We start from the raw sequence: 16,296 nt of genomic DNA, 5'->3' as shown, positions 1-16,296 counted from the left end.
GTTGACTGCGTCTGCTTACCAGTCTACTGAACCAATTAAAATCGCCTGACCCGCATGGAATCTTCCTGCCTGGAAGCTACAGACTCAATCCCGCTTCAGGCTCCAGGTTGCGCCGTCCGGGCCATCCTCCACCACGACGCCGGCGGCGGCAAGGGTGTCCCGGATGGCGTCGGAGGCGGCCCAGTTCTTTTCGGCGCGGGCCGCAGCCCGGGCGTCCACCTGCGCCTGGACCAGGACCTCCAGCGCTGTTGCTTCCTTGCTGCTGCGGGCATCGGTGCCTGCGACGGCGTCGAGCCCAAGCACCTCCGTCATCATCAGCACGGCGGACATCGCCTGGCGGCCGGCGTCGTCATCCCCTTCGGCCAGGGCGGTGTTCCCGGCGCGGACCGTCTCGTGAAGCGCCGCCAGTGCACGCGGGACGTTGAGGTCGTCGTCCATGGCCCCGGAGAAAGTACGGACAGCGTCGGTGGACGGGCCGAAGTCACCTGCAGCAAAGTCGAAGTCTTTGCCGAAACGGGCCGCGGCCTTGGCAAGGAACCCGTCAATGCGTTCGACGGCGGCGGCCGCCTCCTGCAGTGACGTGGGCCGGTAGTCCAGGATGGAGCGGTAATGCGCCTGGCCGAGGTAGTAGCGGACCACGCGGGGCGGGGCCAGCTCCAGCATCTCGGCGGGGCTGATGGTGTTCCCGATGGACTTGGACATCTTTTCGCCCTGGTAGGTGACCATGCCGTTGTGCATCCAAAAGTTGGCGAACGGGTGGCCCGCGGCCTGGGACTGGGCAAGCTCGTTTTCGTGGTGCGGGAACCGCAGGTCCAGCCCGCCGCCATGGATATCGAATTCGGCGCCGAGGTATTTGGTGACCATGGCGGAGCATTCGAGATGCCAGCCCGGGCGGCCGGCGCCCCATGGGGAAGCCCAGCTCGCGGTTGCAGGCTCGCCCTCCTTGGAACCCTTCCACAGCGCAAAGTCGCGGGGGTCCCTCTTCCCCCGCGGGTCGGCGTCGGGAGCTGCCTGCATGTCGTCGATGTTCTGCCTGGTCAGGGCGCCGTACTTGCTCCAGGAGCGGACGTCAAAGTACACGTCACCGGATTCGTCCAGGGCGGGGTAGGCGTGCCCGCGGTCGATCAGCTGCTGGATGAGGGCATGCATCTCCGGTATATGGCCGGTGGCGCGGGGCTCGTAGGTGGGCCGTGAGACGCCGAGGGTGTCGTACGCCTTCAGGAATTCCTGTTCGTAGCGGTACGCGAGGGCCCACCACTCCTCCTGGGGCACTTCGCCCGCCTCCGGCACAAAGCCCGCCGCAAAGGATGCTTCCGACTTGGCGAGGATCTTGTCATCGATGTCAGTGACGTTCCTGACCACTGTGACCTGGAGGCCCCGGTAGGTCAGCCAGCGGGTGAGCTGGTCGAAAGCGATGGCTGAGCGGATGTGGCCAACGTGGGGCATGCCCTGCACCGTGGCCCCGCAGTAGTAGAGGCTGGCCTTGCCCTCGACGAGGGGGACGAAGTTCCGGACTTCGGCGGAGGCAGTGTCATAGAAGCGCAGGGTCACCGCTCCAGATTAGCCGATGGCGCCGGAGGGCCTCGGATAAACCAGCGCAGTGGCCACGGCGGAGATGCCTTCTCCGCGTCCGGCAAAGCCCAGGCCGTCGCTGGTGGTTGCCGTAACGCTGATGGGTGCGCCGGCGGCGGCGCTGAGGACCTGCTGCGATTCCTCCCGCCGTGGACCGAACTTTGGCCGGTTGGCAACGAACTGAACTGCGACGTTGCCGATCTCGAAGCCTGCAGCCCTCACGATCCGTGCCGCCTCCGTAAGGAGGGTGACTCCCGAGGCGCCAGCGAACTCAGGACGGCTGGTTCCGAAGTGGGTGCCAAGATCGCCAATCCCGGCGGCCGAGAAAAGAGCGTCCGCAGCAGCGTGGGCAACCGGGTCGCCGTCTGAGTGCCCGGCAAGGCCGCGTTCGCCTTCCCAAAGGAGCCCACCGAGCCAGAGCGGGCGCGGCGCGTCTTCCGGGGCGTAGGCATGGACGTCGATGCCGATTCCGGTACGGGGCAGGACCATGTTGATGCCTGTCATGGTCAGCCCTCCACCCAGCGGGCGCCCAGCGGCCCTTCGAGAAGTCCCTCGGCAACGATCAGATCCAGCGGAGTGGTGATCTTCAGGGACTGGCTGGAGCCCCGCACGGCATGGACCGGGGTGCCGAGCATCTCCACGAGCATGGCGTCATCGGTGACGGCTGCGGACTGCTGCTGGTCCAGGGCACCGGCCGCTTCATGCGCCTTCAGGAGGGTACTGAGCCGGAAGCCCTGGGGCGTCTGAACTGCGCGCAGGTCCTCGCGCGGAGCGGTCCCGGTGACAACCTCCGGTGCCAGGGCACTGTCCTCCCCCGTAGTAGCAGCCACGGTTTTGACGGTGTCCACAACCGGGAGGGCAGGAATGACTGCGGTGGCTCCCGCCGCCAGCGCGTCCACCACCCGGTGAAACACGGACTCGGGGGTCAAGGCCCGCGCAGCGTCATGCACCAGCACGGCGTCGATTCCGTCCATCAGCGCAGCCATGCCCGCCCGGACGGACTGGGCCCTCGTGGCGCCGCCGTCGACAATCGAAAGGAGGGGGCCGCCGTCGGCCAATTCCCCCCGGAAGTCCTCGCACAGCTGCCGCAGGGCAGTGTCAGCGGCCGGCAGCGCGATGCACACCTGACTGCTCACTCCGGATGCGACGATGCCCCGCAGGGCATGCATCAGGATAGGTTCGCCGCCCAGCGGCACCGCTGCTTTGGGCATTCCGTAGCCGAGCCGCTGCCCGGAGCCGGCAGCCACCAGGATCACGGCGGTGACAGGGCGCGTGGGAGTTTCACTCATGCGGACTAGCCTACGTCCCCGTGGCCGGCCCCGCCCGGACCTGAATCCGGGCAAAAAGAAGCCCCGGCGGCACTTGGGTGCCACCGGGGTTCAATTCTTAGGAAGCCAGGACCTCGTCGAGAACGCTTGCAGCCTTCTCCTCGTCGGTCTTTTCAGCCAGCGCCAGTTCTGAAATCAGAATCTGCCGGGCTTTGGCCAGCATTCGCTTTTCGCCTGCGGAAAGGCCCCGGTCGTGATCCCGGCGCCACAGGTCGCGGACGACCTCTGCCACCTTGATGACGTCACCGGAAGCAAGCTTCTCCAGATTTGCCTTGTACCTGCGCGACCAGTTGGTAGGCTCTTCGGTGAACTCGGCACGAAGCACATCAAACACGTGCTCCAGGCCTTCCTTGCCCACTACGTCCCGGACCCCAACAAGGTCAACGTTTTCTGCTGGAACTTCAATGGTCAGATCACCCTGAGCCACCTTGAGCTTGAGATACATCTTCTCTTCGCCCTTGATGGTGCGCATCTTGATTTCTTCAATTTTCGCAGCACCGTGGTGAGGGTAAACTACTGTCTCGCCGACCTCAAATACCATGTGGACATTTCCCCTTTCCCGCAGACCAGTTTATCACGATTCAGGCATATGACCGGCCGCGGAAAGGGTCCGGAACCGCGAAAATACGCGGAAAAGCGGCACAATCGACCCCCTTCACCCCCTTGACGAACGCGGATAATAGTGCATCCCGAGGGTGCTGCCAAGGCCGATATGACAGCGCCGAATCCTCGTTCCAGCAGCTTTCCGGATAGGCTATGGCTGAATAATCTTTCAAGACTCTCGAGGAGTACGTGACGTGCGTTTCACTGCGATGAACCGGGCCCAGCGCGCCAAACTGGCACTGACGGCTGCCGCCCTTGGCGTCGGACTGCTGGCATCGGGCTGTTCGGCATCAAATTCCCAGCAGACAACTGCGCAGTACCAGCAGTCCGATGGAATCAACGCAGACCTCGGCCCGCTTGAGCTGCGCAACATGCTCATCGTGTCCGCCGGGGAAGACCAGCCCGGCCGCGTCATCGGTGCGGTCTACAACTCGTCATCGCAGGATGTGACCCTGAAGCTCAACGGCGCCGAAGGCTCGCAGACGGAAGTGCCGGTCAAGGCCAACGACTACACACTGCTGAACGCCACCACGGACGCAGCGGTCCTGAGCACCACGGGTGGAATCCCGGGGTCCCTGGTTGACGTCAAGATCAGCGAAAACGGCACCAACGTCAACAACACCGTCAAGGTTCCGGTGCTGGACGCCACTCTGCCCGAGTACAAGGAATACCTGCCTGCGGGCAGCACCCAGTCGCCATCCCCAACTCCCTCCCCCACGGCTTCCGACCTCGGGGGCGGTAACCACTAGGCCGCAGCAGGCCTGAAGAAGCTTCGGCAAGACTAAAGGGAGGGGCCAGGCGGCCCCTCCCTTTTCTTATGGCCTTTAGGCTCAGTTCCGCCTACGGCTCGAACTTGTAGCCGAGGCCCCGCACTGTCACCAGGAACCGCGGCGCTGAAGGATCCGGTTCGATCTTTCCGCGCAGCCGCTTGACGTGGACATCAAGGGTTTTGGTGTCGCCCACGTAGTCCGAGCCCCAGACGCGGTCAATAAGCTGGCCGCGGGTGAGCACCCGGCCCGAATTGCGCAGGAGCATCTCCAGGAGTTCGAACTCCTTCAAGGGAAGCAGCACCTGTTCGCCGCCGACGCTGACCACATGGCGTTCAATATCCATCCGGACGGGCCCGGCCTGGACAGTGGAAGAGATCAGTTCCTCCGGCTCACCCTGGCGGCGCAGGACGGCCCTGACCCTGGCCACGAGTTCCCTGGAGGAATAGGGCTTGGTGACGTAGTCGTCGGCCCCGAGTTCCAGGCCCACCACTTTGTCGATCTCGGAGTCCTTGGCCGTCAGCATGATCACCGGGACGCTGGAGCGCTGGCGCAGCTGGCGGCACACCTCGGTGCCGGAGAGCCCTGGAAGCTGGAGGTCCAGCAGCACCAGGTCCGCCCCGTTCCGGTCGAATTCGGTAATGGCATCCAGGCCGTTGTCCACGACCTCCACCTCGAACCCTTCCTTGCCCAGCAAATAGGACAAGGGATCGCTGAACGATTCCTCGTCCTCCACAATCAAAATCCTGCTCAAGCGTTAGCTCCTCGTTCTTTTGCGCCTGCGGCGCGGGGTACTTGGGTGACAGCTGGCTTCCGGTGTCCGTGTCCAGCCAGTCCCGGGGCAGCGGCGTGCGGAACCTCGTCCTCGTCCTCCTGCCCTTCCATCTCCGGGAGGCGGAGCGTAAAGGTGGACCCCTGGCCTGGCTGTGACCAAAGGGCAACTTCCCCGCCGTGGTTGGAAGCGACATGCTTGACGATGCTCAGTCCCAGGCCGGTGCCGCCGGTATGGCGGGAACGGGCCGAGTCCACCCGATAGAAACGCTCGAAGACGCGCTCCTGGTCCTCGGGGGTGAGCCCCTCGCCCTGATCCGTCACGGAGATCGAGACGAGGCCTTCCCTGGAGCGGACGCCGATGCCCACCCGGGTGTTCGCCGGCGAATAGCGGATGGCGTTGTCGATCAGGTTTCGCAGTGCGGTGACCAGGAGGTCCTGGTCACCGAAGACCTTGCCCTCTGTCCGGCCGCCCACCACAATGCGGATGTTCTTGCTCTCCGCAGGGAGTTGCGAACGGTCCACGGCCTCGGCAATGACGGCGTTGATGTCGACAGGGCGGCCCTCCTGCGTGACGCTTGCCCCCTGCAGCCGTGAGAGTTCGATGATGTCCTGCACCAGGGCAGCCAGACGGCCGGATTCCTTGTGCATGCGCTTTGCAAAGCGGCGCACTGCTTCTTCGTCGTCGGCCGAGGACTCCAAGGCTTCCGCGAGCAGGGAGATCGCGCCCACGGGGGTTTTGAGTTCGTGGGAGACGTTGGCGACGAAGTCGTTCCGGATTTCTTCCGTGCGCGTGATCTCGGTGCGGTCGTCCGCGAGCAGGAGAATGTATTCCTCCCCGAGCATCGCTGCCCGCACCTGGACAATGATGGTGCCCTGACCCAGGGGACCGCGCGGAAGCTCCAGCTGCTTCTCCAGGATGACGCCGTCGCGCCGGACTCCTGCTGTCATGTCCAGCAGCTCTTTGTGGACCACGGTGTGCCCGCGTACGAGGCCGTAGGCGTAGGCCGCCGGGCTGGCCCGCACCACGCCGTCCACAGCGTCAACCACCACAAAGGCACGTCCGACGACGGCCAACACCTCGGCGGCGCCGGCCGGCAGGGCGATTTCATCGGCGTCGATGTCCAGCAGGTGCCGCTGCTTCTCGCTGACCCTGTAGGCCAGCACGCCGAAGGTGCCGAGCGCCAGGCCGATGAGGCCGGCGACCAGACCAATGAGCATAGGATCCACAGCTCCACCTTATGTGCTGGCAGGTGGCCGTCGGCGCGTCCGCGACTGCTGCACCGACGGTTCAACTAACGTTCATCTTCAAGGGCTTAACCGTTTACCGGATACTGGCAGAGTAACGAGTTGGACTGCCGAACGGCGACACGAATTCCTGCTGCCCTGGAGCGGGCGGGACGGAGTTCCAAGGAAAGGACGCCTAAGTGCGTAAGGTTTTTCAGGAAGAGCTCACCCAGGTCGGTGACCAGCTGGTGGAGATCTCCCGCCTGGTCAGCGAAGCCATGGATAAGGCCACCACATCCTTCCAGGTGGCGGATGTTGACCTGGCCCAGGACGTCATCGCTGCGGATGCCCGCATCGATTTCCTGCAGAACAGCCTGGATGAACGGGCCATCGACATCCTGGCCCTGCAGGGTCCGGTTGCCAGCGACCTGCGGATGATCGTGGGGTCCCTGCGGATGAGCGCCTCGCTGGAGCGGATGGGCGACCTTGCCCGGCACCTCGCCCAGCTGGCCCGCCTCCGTTTCCCGTCCACCGTCATTCCGGATTCCATGACCGGAACGTTCAAGAGCATGGCGGAGCTGGACCAGGAAATCGCCGACAAGCTCACCGTACTGCTGGAAACGCGCGACCTTGAGGTGGCGCGGGACATCCTGAAGGCGAACACGGCCATCAACGATCTCCACCTCAGCGTATTCAAGGCCATCGCCGCCCCCGAATGGGCCGAGTCACCCGCGACCACTGTGGACGTTGCCCTGGCCAGCCGGTACTTCGAGCGCTTCGCGGACCACGGCGTCTCCGTGGCGCAGAAGGTCACCTACCTGGTCACCGGCGCCTGGCAACCGAGCGGCATCGAGCACAGTTAACCCTTCGGGAATTACGACGGCGGGCTGGTCACGAAAAGTGACCAGCCCGCCGTCGTTGATTTATCGCCTTACTTCTTGCCCTGGTTTGCCACGGCGAGGATGGCCTCGGCGGCGGCATCGGGATCCAGGTAGGTGCCGCCCGGCTTGACCGGCTGGAAATCCTCGTCGAGGTCGTAGACCAGCGGGATGCCCGTGGGGATGTTCAGGCCGGCGATGGCTTCATCGCTGATGCCGTCCAGGTGCTTGACCAGCGCGCGCAGGGAGTTGCCGTGGGCCGTGACCAGGACGGTTTTGCCTGACCTCAGGTCCTCCTTGATGTCCGACTCCCAGTACGGCAGCAGGCGGACCAGGACATCCTTGAGGCACTCGGTGCGCGGCAGGGCGTCGCCAAGGTCTGCATAGCGGGGGTCGTGCGCCTGGGAGAACTCGGAGTTGTCGTCCAGGGGCGGCGGCGGAGTGTCGTAGGAACGGCGCCACTCCATGAACTGCTCTTCGCCGTATTCGGCGAGGGTTTGGGCCTTGTCCTTGCCCTGCAGCGCGCCGTAGTGGCGTTCGTTCAGGCGCCAGTCGCGCTTCACCGGGATCCAACCGCGGTCGGCCTTGTCCAGGGAGATGTTTGCGGTGTTGATGGCCCGCTTCAGCAGGGAGGTGTAAAGGATGTCCGGGAGAACATCGTTCTCAACCAGGAGCTCCCCGCCCCGTGCTGCTTCCGTCCGGCCCTGGTCGTTGAGGTCTACGTCCACCCATCCGGTGAACAGGTTCTTGGCGTTCCATTCGCTGTGGCCGTGGCGCAGCAAAATCAGCTTGTAAGTCATGATTTTCATCCTAGCCGAGCGCCACTGCCGCCCGCCCAGCGTTACAAAGGGCACCCCTTGGCAGGACTGCGGCAAGGATAAGGTGGGGCGGTGGTGCAAAAAGCTGAACGGGTGGCCGCCCCGCAGATAACCGGCAAAAACCCGGCCGGCAGGCAAGGCCGGCCTGTAGGCAACGTCACCCGCGGCACCACCAATCCAAACCGCATGCGCCGGGTTGACCGTTGGCTGACGGGGCCGCAGGCGTGGCGGCTGCGGTCCGCTGAAAGCCCCCTGGTGGTGGACCTGGGCTATGGCGCTACCCCCGCCACCGCCGTCGAGCTCTTTGAGAGGCTGTCCGCACTGCGTCCGGACGTCCAAGTGCGCGGCATCGAGATCGAACCGGACCGGGTCCGCGCCGCACTGCCGCTGCAGCGGCGCGGTTTGAGCTTCCACGTGGGCGGCTTCGAAATCCCTGTTCCCGGACGGCCGGTGCTGGTGCGCGCGTTCAACGTTCTGCGCCAATATGAGGAAGCCGATGTGGCGGGGATCTGGCGCCTGGTGCAGGACCGGCTGTCCGCTGACGGCCTGTTTATCGATGGGACCTGCGACGAGATCGGCCGGCGGGTGACGTGGGTGGCGCTGGATGCTGAACGGCCACTTTCACTCAGTGTGTCTGTCCGGTTCGGCAGTTTCGACCTGCCCTCCGACGTTGCCGAACGGCTGCCCAAGGCGCTGATCCACCGCAATGTCCCCGGTGAACCGGTGCACGCCCTGATGCAGGCAATGGACCGGGCTTGGCTGGAGTCCGCACCGCTGGCGGCCTTTGGCAACAGGCAACGCTGGCAATCCATGGCCAGGCTCCTGCGCAACGCCGGCTGGCCTATTCAGGACGGACCGGCCAGATGGCGGCTGGGCGAACTGACGGTGGACTGGGAAGCGGTAGCCCCGCGGGACTAGTTCACCAGGGCCCGTAGGGCCCCGTGTTGCGGCTGCCGCCGCGTCCGGCATCCTTTACGGCCGGCCGTACGTCTGCCAGGTAGACGGACGCCGCGACGACGGCCGCGAGCCCGAACAGGCCAAGCGTGCCGAAAAAGCCGCCGCTGCCAAAGAACGAGATGACGCCGACGAGGGCCGCTCCGCCCGTAAGTGCCATCCAAAAGGTCTTGGTCCTCTTCCCTGTGGCCTCGAAGGCATTGGCGCGGTGCCGGGCGCAGTCCACCACGGCCCACAGCTCAAGTCCAAGGGCCACCAGGGCAAGAATAAAGAACACTGCCTGCTCTACAGGCCGAATAATGAGTTCACCGTCCACAAGCCCAGCCTAGCCGCCCAGCGCGTCCAGCGCCTGCTTCAAATCTGCCCAGAGGTCCTCGACATTCTCGATGCCCACGCTGAGGCGGACCAGATTCTCGGGGACGTCTGGAGGCTCGGCGGCGTGCCGGCGCCGGCGTTCGATCAGTGATTCAACTCCGCCCAGCGACGTCGCGGGCAGCCACAGCTGCATTGCCCGGACCACCGCGTCCGCAGCGTCAGCGCCGCTCATCCCGCCCACCGGCGCTACCTGGAAAGAGATGATGGAACCGAAGCCCTTCATCTGCGCCTTCGCCCGTTCGTGGCCTGGATCTGCGGGAAGGCCGGGGAACCGGAGCGTCTCGATCCGGGGATGGGCTGCAAGCCGCTCGGCCAGGACCATGGCCGTGGCCTGAGAGCGTTCAATGCGGAGCGCGAGCGTCCGCAGCCCGCGCAGGGCCAGCCAGGATTCGAAAGGGCCGGCAATGCCGCCATGGACGGTCCGGTGATGGAGCAGCGCGGAACGGATGTCGGGGTTGGAGGTCACCAGGGCGCCAAGGACGACGTCGGAGTGGCCCGCCAGGTACTTGGTTACCGAATGCAGGACGACGTCGGAGCCCAGGCGCAGGGGCTGCTGGACCAAGGGGGTGGAAAAGGTGTTGTCCGTGACGACGATGGCTCCGGCAGCGTGTGCTGCGGTGGTAAGAGCCTGCATGTCCGCGATGCTGAGCATGGGGTTCGTGGGGCTCTCAAGCCACAGCATGGCGGCGGCGCGTCCGGCCGGGCCAGCGGGCGCAAGCGCTTCCTTGACCGCTTCGGTATCCGCGACATCAACGGTCCGGAGCTCGATGAAGCCCTTCTGGGCGAGCTCGGCCGCCATCACCAGGGAACCCGAATAGCAGAGCGTTGGCATAACCAGCACTCCCCCGGCGGGAATGAGGGACAGGGCGGAACTGACCGCAGCGAGGCCCGACGCATACAGGAGACCGGGCAGTTCCGACGCCTCGAGCTGGCCCAGTGCTTCCTCGAAAGGATCCCAGGTGGGGTTGGAGTACCTGCCGTAGCCGCGTTCCCCGTCAGCGAGGGCACCAATGCCGAAAAATGTGGAGGACAGGACGATGGGCGCGTTGACCGGCTGGTCCCTTTCCCGCGGGGGACGCCCGGCAGCCACCACTACCGTCTCGGCTGCCAGGGAAGCCGCTTGCTGTTCGGAAAGACTCATGCAGGAAAGCCTACTGTCCGGCCCGGGCACCCCGGAGAGCCGTTACCCGCCCGCCAATGCTGTCCACATGGTGCCTGCGGCAATCTGCGATTGCCGGCGGGGATCGGTAGGCTTGACCGGTGAGCAAACAACGGGCCGGCCTTTTCATCGCGTTTGAGGGCGGGGATGGTGCGGGGAAGTCCACCCAGGCGGCCCGGCTTGCAGACGCCCTTGAATTGCGAGGGCTCACCGTCCTGCGCACCCGGGAACCCGGTGGAACCCCCATAGGCGAGAAACTCCGGTCCCTGGTCCTTGACCATGGCCACGGCCCCATCGACGCCCACACGGAAGCCCTCATCTTCGCGGCGTCCAGGGCCGCCCACGCCAGCCAGGTCATACGTCCAGCGCTGGAGCGAGGCGAAATCGTACTGACGGACCGGTACATCGACTCTTCCGTCGCCTACCAGGGAGCCGGGCGGGACCTCGGCAAGGACGCCGTCCGGTCAATCAATGCGTGGGCCACCTCGGGTCTGGAGCCACACCTCACAGTCCTGCTGGACGTTGACCCGGCAGTGGGCCGCCAGCGCCGGACCGCCGGTGACGCCTCAGAGGACCGGCTCGAATCCGAGGCTGACGAATTCCACCTGCGGATCCGGGAGGCCTTCCTGGAGCTCGCCGCAAGCCGGGCCGGTTCCTACCTTGTGCTGCCCGCCCATCTTCCCGTGAGTAGCCTTGCCGCGCAGATCCTCCAGCGCGTGGAGGCCCTGTTGGCGGTTGCGGAGGGCGACGCATGACCGTGTGGGACGACCTGCAGGGCCAGGCCGCCGTCGTCGAACAACTCCGCCAGGCCGCCGGCGGCGAAAGCCTGACGCACGCGTGGCTGTTTACCGGCCCGCCCGGGTCCGGCCGTTCAAATGCCGCCAAGGCGTTTGCCGCGGCGTTGAACTGCGACCAGGAGGACGTCAGCCGGCGCGGCTGCGGGCAGTGCCCGGCCTGCCTGACCATCCTCGGGGAAACCCACTCCGACGTCACGTTCGTCCGTACCGAAAAAGTGACCATCACCATCGACGAAGCCCGCGACCTGGTAGCTACGGCGGGCAATCGGCCGTCCTCCGGCCGCTGGCGGATCATTGTGGTGGAGGATGCAGACCGGATGGCTGAGCGCACCACCAACGTTCTGCTCAAGGCCATCGAGGAGCCGACTCCCCGGACAGTGTGGATGCTGTGTGCTCCTTCCCCGGCTGACGTACTGGTAACCATCCGCTCGCGCTGCCGAAGTGTGGCCTTGCGGCTGCCGCCCGCCGCCGATGTGGCCGCCCTGCTGGTTAAGCGCGACGGGGTCGAACCGGCGCTGGCGGAGCGGGCAGCCCGGGCGGCACAAAGCCACGTGGGCATTGCCCGCAGGCTTGCCCGGGATCCTGCAGCCAGGGAACGTCGCCTGGAAACCGTCAGGTTTCCCTTGGGACTGCGGGGCGTTACCGCCGCGGTGATGATGGCGGAGAAGCTGGTCAAGATCGCCACCGCCGAGGCCAACAGTTCCAACGAGGAACGCGACGCCGCCGAGAAAGCCGCCCTGCTGGCAACCCTGGGGGCGCCGGAGTCCGGAACGCTCCCTCCGGCCATGCGGAGCCAGGTGAAGCAGCTTGAGGACGACCAGAAGCGCAGGGCGAAGCGGTCCATCACCGATTCCCTGGACCGGACCCTCACCGATCTGCTGTCCTTCTACCGGGATGTGCTGATTATCCAGCTCGGGAATGCTGTGGAGCTCGTAAACGTTGAGCTAAGGAGTGAATTGGAGGAGTTTGCCGGCCGCTCCACTCCAGAAGCAACTCTCGCCCGGATGGACGCCATCAACAAAGCCCGCGAACGCATTACCACCACCAACGTTGCCCCGCTGTTGACCATTGAGTCCATGGCAGCCAGCCTGATCTAGCCCTTTCAAGGAGACCCGATGACTGCCCGCCCCCTGCCAGCACGCCCCCGATCCTGGGTGACTGGACTGCGTGCCGCCGCAGCCATGGCGCTTGCCATGGTTCTGGCCTCCTGCACCCTGATCGACGGCGGGGACCGCAGCCCGGAGGCAGCCACCGCCAAGGCCGATCCCTCGATTGTGGCGTCCGCCCCGGCCGGGCTGGAGCAGTTCTACTCGCAGGAAGTGGTGTGGGAGCCGTGCGAAAGTGAATTCCAGTGCGCCAAGGTGAAGGTGCCGATGGACTACGACAAGCCCGAGGGCGACACCATCGAACTGGCCGCGCTGAGGGCGCCGGGCACGGGCAACAAAACCGGCAGTCTGCTGGTCAATCCGGGAGGACCGGGCGCGTCCGGGTATGACTTCATCAAGGACGCCTCCGGAACACACTTCTCCCAGTCAGTACGTGACGCGTACGACCTGGTGGGCTTCGATCCCCGGGGCGTGAAGCGTTCCGCCCCCGTCGTTTGCCTGTCGGACGCCGAGCGTGACGCCGCGCGGGCCAAGGTCTACGACCTGGAAACCGATGCCGGCCTGGAAGCAGCCCGGACGGACAACAAGGCGATCGCCGCCCAGTGTGCCGAGCAGACGGGCCCGGTGCTGGCGCACGTCGATACGGTGAGCTCCGCGAAGGACATGGACATCCTCCGGGCAGTGGTCAATGACACAAAGCTCAACTATCTCGGGTACTCCTACGGCACGTTCCTGGGATCCACCTACGCTTCGCTGTTCCCGGACAACGTGGGGCGCATGGTGCTTGACGGTGCCCTGGATCCTGCCATGAGCAACGAGGATCTGACGCAGGGGCAGGCCCGTGCCTTCGAAAAGGCCATCCGGGCTTATGTTGCCAGCTGCCTCCAGCAGGACGGATGCCCGCTGAGCGGCACCGTTGATTCGGGAGTGCAGCAGCTCCGCGACCTCATCGCCGCCGTCCAGCAGACTCCCCGCACCGCGAAGGACGGGCGCGTGGTCAACGCCACGATGTTCGTCAGCGGCCTGATCACCCCGCTGTACAACGATCAAAGCTGGCCGGCCCTGACCCAGGCCCTGGAGGCCGCGATGACCGGCGACGTGACCCTTATGCTTCGGCTGGCCGATCTTGGTGCCGACCGTGCTTCCAACGGGACGTACACGTCCAACTCGACGTTCGCGTTCAACGCCATCAACTGCCTGGACTACCCGATGGACTCCGATCCTGTTGCCATGCGGGCCGAACAGCAGCGCCTGATGCAGGACTCGCCCACGTTCGGGTATTTCTTTGCCTACGGCGGTACCAACTGTGCCGATTGGCCGTACAAAAACGTACGCACACCGGCGCCAGTCGAGTACACGGGAGATTCGCCCATTGTGGTTATCGGCACTACCGGTGACCCTGCCACCCCTGTTGAGTGGGCCGCTTCGCTCCGCAAGCAGCTGGGCAACGCCACCTTGCTGACCTGGGAAGGCGAAGGCCACACCGCCTACGGCCGGTCCAACAGTTGCATCGAGGAGCCCGTGGACGCCTACCTTGTCAGCGGCCAGGTTCCCGCCGACAACACGGTGTGTTGAAGGCCTCAGCCCTTTCGTCCCGCCCATTTTGACCCGGGCGCGGGGACTCGATTACAGTTGACTCTTGCATGAAGCGCCCGGTTCGTCCGGGCAAGCATGCGGTGCTTCCTTAGCTCAGTCGGTAGAGCGTTTCACTCGTAATGAAAAGGTCATCAGTTCGATTCTGATAGGAAGCTCGGGATAAACCCCGTGTTGTCGTTGATTTCGACGATGATGCGGGGTTTTTCGCTGGTTAAGCGGAAAAGCACGCCGCTTTCCTTTGCAGCGCCCGCCCGCCACCCTTGAACTGTCCAACCCGGCGCAGGCGCTTATAGACCGGGCCTGCAAGTGACACTGTTCCAGGAACTTGAAAGACAGGACCTCGGGGCCCCATCAGAGTGACAGAGTGATAGGTCCTGTTGTGGAGGGGCCGCCGCATTGTTCGCTGCCACCCACCCGGGTCCAGGTCAGATCCACCTCGCGTGCGGCGAGTACCTCGCCGCTTGCGGCCAAAGCCCTGATGGTGGCTTTTTTGGGGGCGCTCATGGGCGTACTGAACTGCCACGTGCGGTCATCGATCTTCTTGCCGGTGGATGGGCTGTATTGCGAGTCGCCGACAGGCGCACCGGGTGTTGCGGGGACAGCGGCGCCGGCCTGGCCGGGGATGGAGGAGGCGCCGGGAGTGATGGTGGATTTCGGTGCTGTGGTCGGTTGGGGTGTGATGGAGCATATACCGTCCGGGCAGAACTGGACCTTCGCCACCTCGTCAACCGGTCCGGCAAGGACAACGGTGGCAGCGTTGCTCCAGCCGATGGCAGGACACACGCCGGGCGTAGCGCAACCTGCCGTGCCGGACACGAGCATCACGAGCAACGGGACCGACAGCCTCTTCATTGGCCCAGCATGACACGTGCGGGCGCAGGTGGCAGTTGCTTTTTGGTTACATCTTGAAACTGCCTTTTTTAACCCCGATTGTCATCTCCTGATGCTAGTGTCCGGGCCATGAATGAAGTCTGGTTGTCATCAAAATCTGCTGTGGCACATGATTTGTCGAGCCGTGCCGGGTTCGACGAGAAATTCCTGGGGGTTCCACTTCCAGTACCGGCTCTCGCGGGTGCTGAGACAGTGCTGCTGCCCTACACCCACTTCTCAGTGCTGATGCGGCTCGACAAGCGCCTGGCGGCGATAACGGCTTTGGGCATCAACGGGGAGAAGCTGATGGACCTGGACAGGTCCGGTATTAAATGGCGGTTGGATCCCAGGCTGGCTGAGGACCAGCAAACCGGGGAGCGGCTCTACGCACGCAACGACATCGATCGCGGCCATTTGGTCCGGCGCGCCTCCGCTGTCTGGGGCGATTCCCGCACGGAGGCAGCCCAGGCCAATGAGGACACCTTTCATTACACAAACGCTGCTCCGCAGGCCGCGGAATTCAACCAAGGCCTGGACCTGTGGCTCGGCCTCGAGTCGTACCTGCTCGACCATGCCGCCGACTACGGCCGCCGTCTCGTCGTTTTTACCGGTCCCATCTTCGGTGAGAACGATCCGGTGTACCGGGGCGTGGACATCCCTCTGCTCTTCTTCAAAGTCGCAGCCTTCCTGCAGGACGGAGAGCTGGCAGCCACGGGCTACGTAGCGGACCAGACAGTTCAGTTGGGCGAACTGCCGGGCGTCACTCACCGAAAAACCGCCGATGCGGCACCGCCGCTGGGCCCGTTCCGGACTTTCCAGGTCCCCATCAGGGACATTGCCGCACTGACGGGCCTGGATCTGCACCAGCTGGCCTCCGTGGACCGCATGCCCATAGCGGCGCAACTGCCCTCCGCCCGGGTGGGAACCACTTGGCGGAAGCTCTTGTCCCCTGAGGACCTGGACTTCAGCAAGACTGGAACCGGCGCTTCCGGCGAGTAGTTGCTCCGTCCAGGATCGAGTACTTCCTACGCATGTACAGCAAGGAACCGGATCCTAGTCTTATTGGTACGGCAGCACGCCGGCCACGGCTGCTGCCGGCCATCCGGTTTGACCGGTGGTTCGTGCGCTCAGCCTAAGAAAACGGTACTGGTGCACAGGTTCCAATACTCCAGGACTAACCATGCCGCTGTCCCCCGATTCAGCCGAAAAGCGCGCACTGCCGGATACGTTCCCCCGGCAGCTGCCCGGCCTTGCGGCACAGGCAGCAGTTCCCGAGGGCGCCCTGCGGCAAGCACCCGGCCGGCCCGTCCTGATGCTCCGGCCGGCACGGGTGAAAGCGGGTTCCATCGTCGGACTCGCCATCGCCTACACCGTCACCCACGTGCTGGTGGAGTGGGACGACGGCGGCGGGCACGATGCGCGGTGGGTGGCCAGCTGGCTGGTGCGTCGGCTTTAGCTTGCGATGCCCCGCGCCG

18 protein-coding genes and 1 tRNA gene are annotated in these 16,296 nt (G+C 65.0%); 9 read left to right on the top strand and 10 right to left on the bottom strand.

From position 1 onward, the window contains the following. Positions 1–84: 84 nt before the first annotated feature. The 4 genes from cysS to M1E07_RS04940 form a co-directional block, all read right to left on the bottom strand. Positions 85–1,551, bottom strand: a complete 1,467-nt coding sequence (gene cysS / locus M1E07_RS04955; protein ID WP_461189163.1) for a cysteine--tRNA ligase — start codon at positions 1,549–1,551, stop codon at positions 85–87. 9 nt (positions 1,552–1,560) lie between these two features. Then, positions 1,561–2,076, bottom strand: coding sequence for a 2-C-methyl-D-erythritol 2,4-cyclodiphosphate synthase (gene ispF / locus M1E07_RS04950; RefSeq protein ID WP_461189162.1), 516 nt, complete (start codon positions 2,074–2,076; stop codon positions 1,561–1,563). A 2-nt stretch (positions 2,077–2,078) separates the two neighbouring features. Beyond that, positions 2,079–2,861: a 2-C-methyl-D-erythritol 4-phosphate cytidylyltransferase gene (ispD, locus tag M1E07_RS04945; RefSeq protein ID WP_461189161.1), complete on the bottom strand. Its 783-nt coding sequence runs from the start codon at positions 2,859–2,861 to the stop codon at positions 2,079–2,081. Positions 2,862–2,958: 97 nt separating this feature from the next. Continuing rightward, a complete protein-coding gene (locus M1E07_RS04940) occupies positions 2,959–3,441 on the bottom strand; it encodes a CarD family transcriptional regulator (protein ID WP_011690592.1) in 483 nt (160 codons plus the stop codon). Positions 3,442–3,697: 256 nt separating this feature from the next. Between M1E07_RS04940 and M1E07_RS04935 the strand changes: the two genes are divergently transcribed. Beyond that, on the top strand, positions 3,698–4,252 hold the full coding sequence (locus tag M1E07_RS04935) for a hypothetical protein (RefSeq protein ID WP_461189160.1): 555 nt from the start codon (positions 3,698–3,700) through the stop codon (positions 4,250–4,252). A gap of 91 nt (positions 4,253–4,343) precedes the next feature. On the opposite strand, the gene M1E07_RS04930 is transcribed toward M1E07_RS04935, so the two are convergent. After that, positions 4,344–5,024, bottom strand: coding sequence for a response regulator transcription factor (locus tag M1E07_RS04930; RefSeq protein WP_104043086.1), 681 nt, complete (start codon positions 5,022–5,024; stop codon positions 4,344–4,346). Next, the gene (locus tag M1E07_RS04925) at positions 5,021–6,262 is read right to left on the bottom strand and encodes a sensor histidine kinase (RefSeq protein ID WP_461190328.1); all 1,242 of its coding nucleotides are present in this window, start codon (positions 6,260–6,262) and stop codon (positions 5,021–5,023) included. Before M1E07_RS04925 ends, M1E07_RS04930 begins: the two co-directional genes overlap by 4 nt. A 206-nt stretch (positions 6,263–6,468) precedes the next feature. Here M1E07_RS04925 and phoU point away from each other — a divergent pair, with 206 nt between their 5' ends. Further along, positions 6,469–7,131, top strand: coding sequence for a phosphate signaling complex protein PhoU (phoU, locus tag M1E07_RS04920; RefSeq protein ID WP_461189159.1), 663 nt, complete (start codon positions 6,469–6,471; stop codon positions 7,129–7,131). 68 nt (positions 7,132–7,199) lie between these two features. On the opposite strand, the gene M1E07_RS04915 is transcribed toward phoU, so the two are convergent. Next, positions 7,200–7,946 (bottom strand): phosphoglyceromutase, encoded by a 747-nt coding sequence (locus M1E07_RS04915; protein ID WP_461189158.1) that lies wholly within the window; start codon positions 7,944–7,946, stop codon positions 7,200–7,202. A gap of 90 nt (positions 7,947–8,036) precedes the next feature. On the opposite strand from M1E07_RS04915, the gene M1E07_RS04910 reads away from it, so the two are divergent. Further along, positions 8,037–8,882, top strand: coding sequence for a class I SAM-dependent methyltransferase (locus M1E07_RS04910; protein ID WP_461189157.1), 846 nt, complete (start codon positions 8,037–8,039; stop codon positions 8,880–8,882). A 1-nt stretch (position 8,883) separates the two neighbouring features. Here M1E07_RS04910 and M1E07_RS04905 read toward each other — a convergent pair whose 3' ends face one another. Both M1E07_RS04905 and M1E07_RS04900 read right to left on the bottom strand, forming a co-directional pair. Further along, positions 8,884–9,234, bottom strand: a complete 351-nt coding sequence (locus tag M1E07_RS04905) for a DUF2516 family protein (protein ID WP_387553740.1) — start codon at positions 9,232–9,234, stop codon at positions 8,884–8,886. Between the two features lie 9 nt (positions 9,235–9,243). Next, entirely contained in the window at positions 9,244–10,434 is a 1,191-nt protein-coding gene (locus M1E07_RS04900; protein WP_461189156.1) for a trans-sulfuration enzyme family protein, read from the bottom strand. Between the two features lie 119 nt (positions 10,435–10,553). On the opposite strand from M1E07_RS04900, the gene tmk reads away from it, so the two are divergent. From tmk to M1E07_RS04880, 4 genes are all read left to right on the top strand, one after another. Next, on the top strand, positions 10,554–11,207 hold the full coding sequence (gene tmk, locus M1E07_RS04895; RefSeq protein ID WP_461189155.1) for a dTMP kinase: 654 nt from the start codon (positions 10,554–10,556) through the stop codon (positions 11,205–11,207). Continuing rightward, complete coding sequence (locus M1E07_RS04890; RefSeq protein WP_461189154.1) at positions 11,204–12,346, top strand: DNA polymerase III subunit delta'; 1,143 nt, start codon at positions 11,204–11,206, stop codon at positions 12,344–12,346. The genes tmk and M1E07_RS04890 overlap by 4 nt, the downstream gene beginning before the upstream one ends. A gap of 18 nt (positions 12,347–12,364) precedes the next feature. Beyond that, on the top strand, positions 12,365–13,930 hold the full coding sequence (locus tag M1E07_RS04885) for an alpha/beta hydrolase (protein WP_461189153.1): 1,566 nt from the start codon (positions 12,365–12,367) through the stop codon (positions 13,928–13,930). A 103-nt stretch (positions 13,931–14,033) separates the two neighbouring features. Next, positions 14,034–14,106: transfer RNA gene (locus tag M1E07_RS04880), tRNA-Thr, on the top strand. A 196-nt stretch (positions 14,107–14,302) separates the two neighbouring features. Here M1E07_RS04880 and M1E07_RS04875 read toward each other — a convergent pair. Further along, positions 14,303–14,803: a hypothetical protein gene (locus M1E07_RS04875; protein ID WP_461189152.1), complete on the bottom strand. Its 501-nt coding sequence runs from the start codon at positions 14,801–14,803 to the stop codon at positions 14,303–14,305. A gap of 141 nt (positions 14,804–14,944) precedes the next feature. On the opposite strand from M1E07_RS04875, the gene M1E07_RS04870 reads away from it, so the two are divergent. Together M1E07_RS04870 and M1E07_RS04865 are read left to right on the top strand one after the other, a co-directional pair. Then, positions 14,945–15,820 carry a DNA/RNA non-specific endonuclease gene (locus M1E07_RS04870; protein ID WP_461189151.1) on the top strand — a complete coding sequence of 292 codons (876 nt, stop codon included), beginning with the start codon at positions 14,945–14,947 and terminating at the stop codon, positions 15,818–15,820. A 181-nt stretch (positions 15,821–16,001) separates the two neighbouring features. Beyond that, a complete protein-coding gene (locus tag M1E07_RS04865; protein WP_461189150.1) occupies positions 16,002–16,277 on the top strand; it encodes a hypothetical protein in 276 nt (91 codons plus the stop codon). Positions 16,278–16,296 lie beyond the last annotated feature (19 nt).

It is taken from the genome of Arthrobacter sp. Z4-13 (genome assembly GCF_054792705.1).
This window is presented reverse-complemented; position numbering and strand designations above follow the sequence as displayed.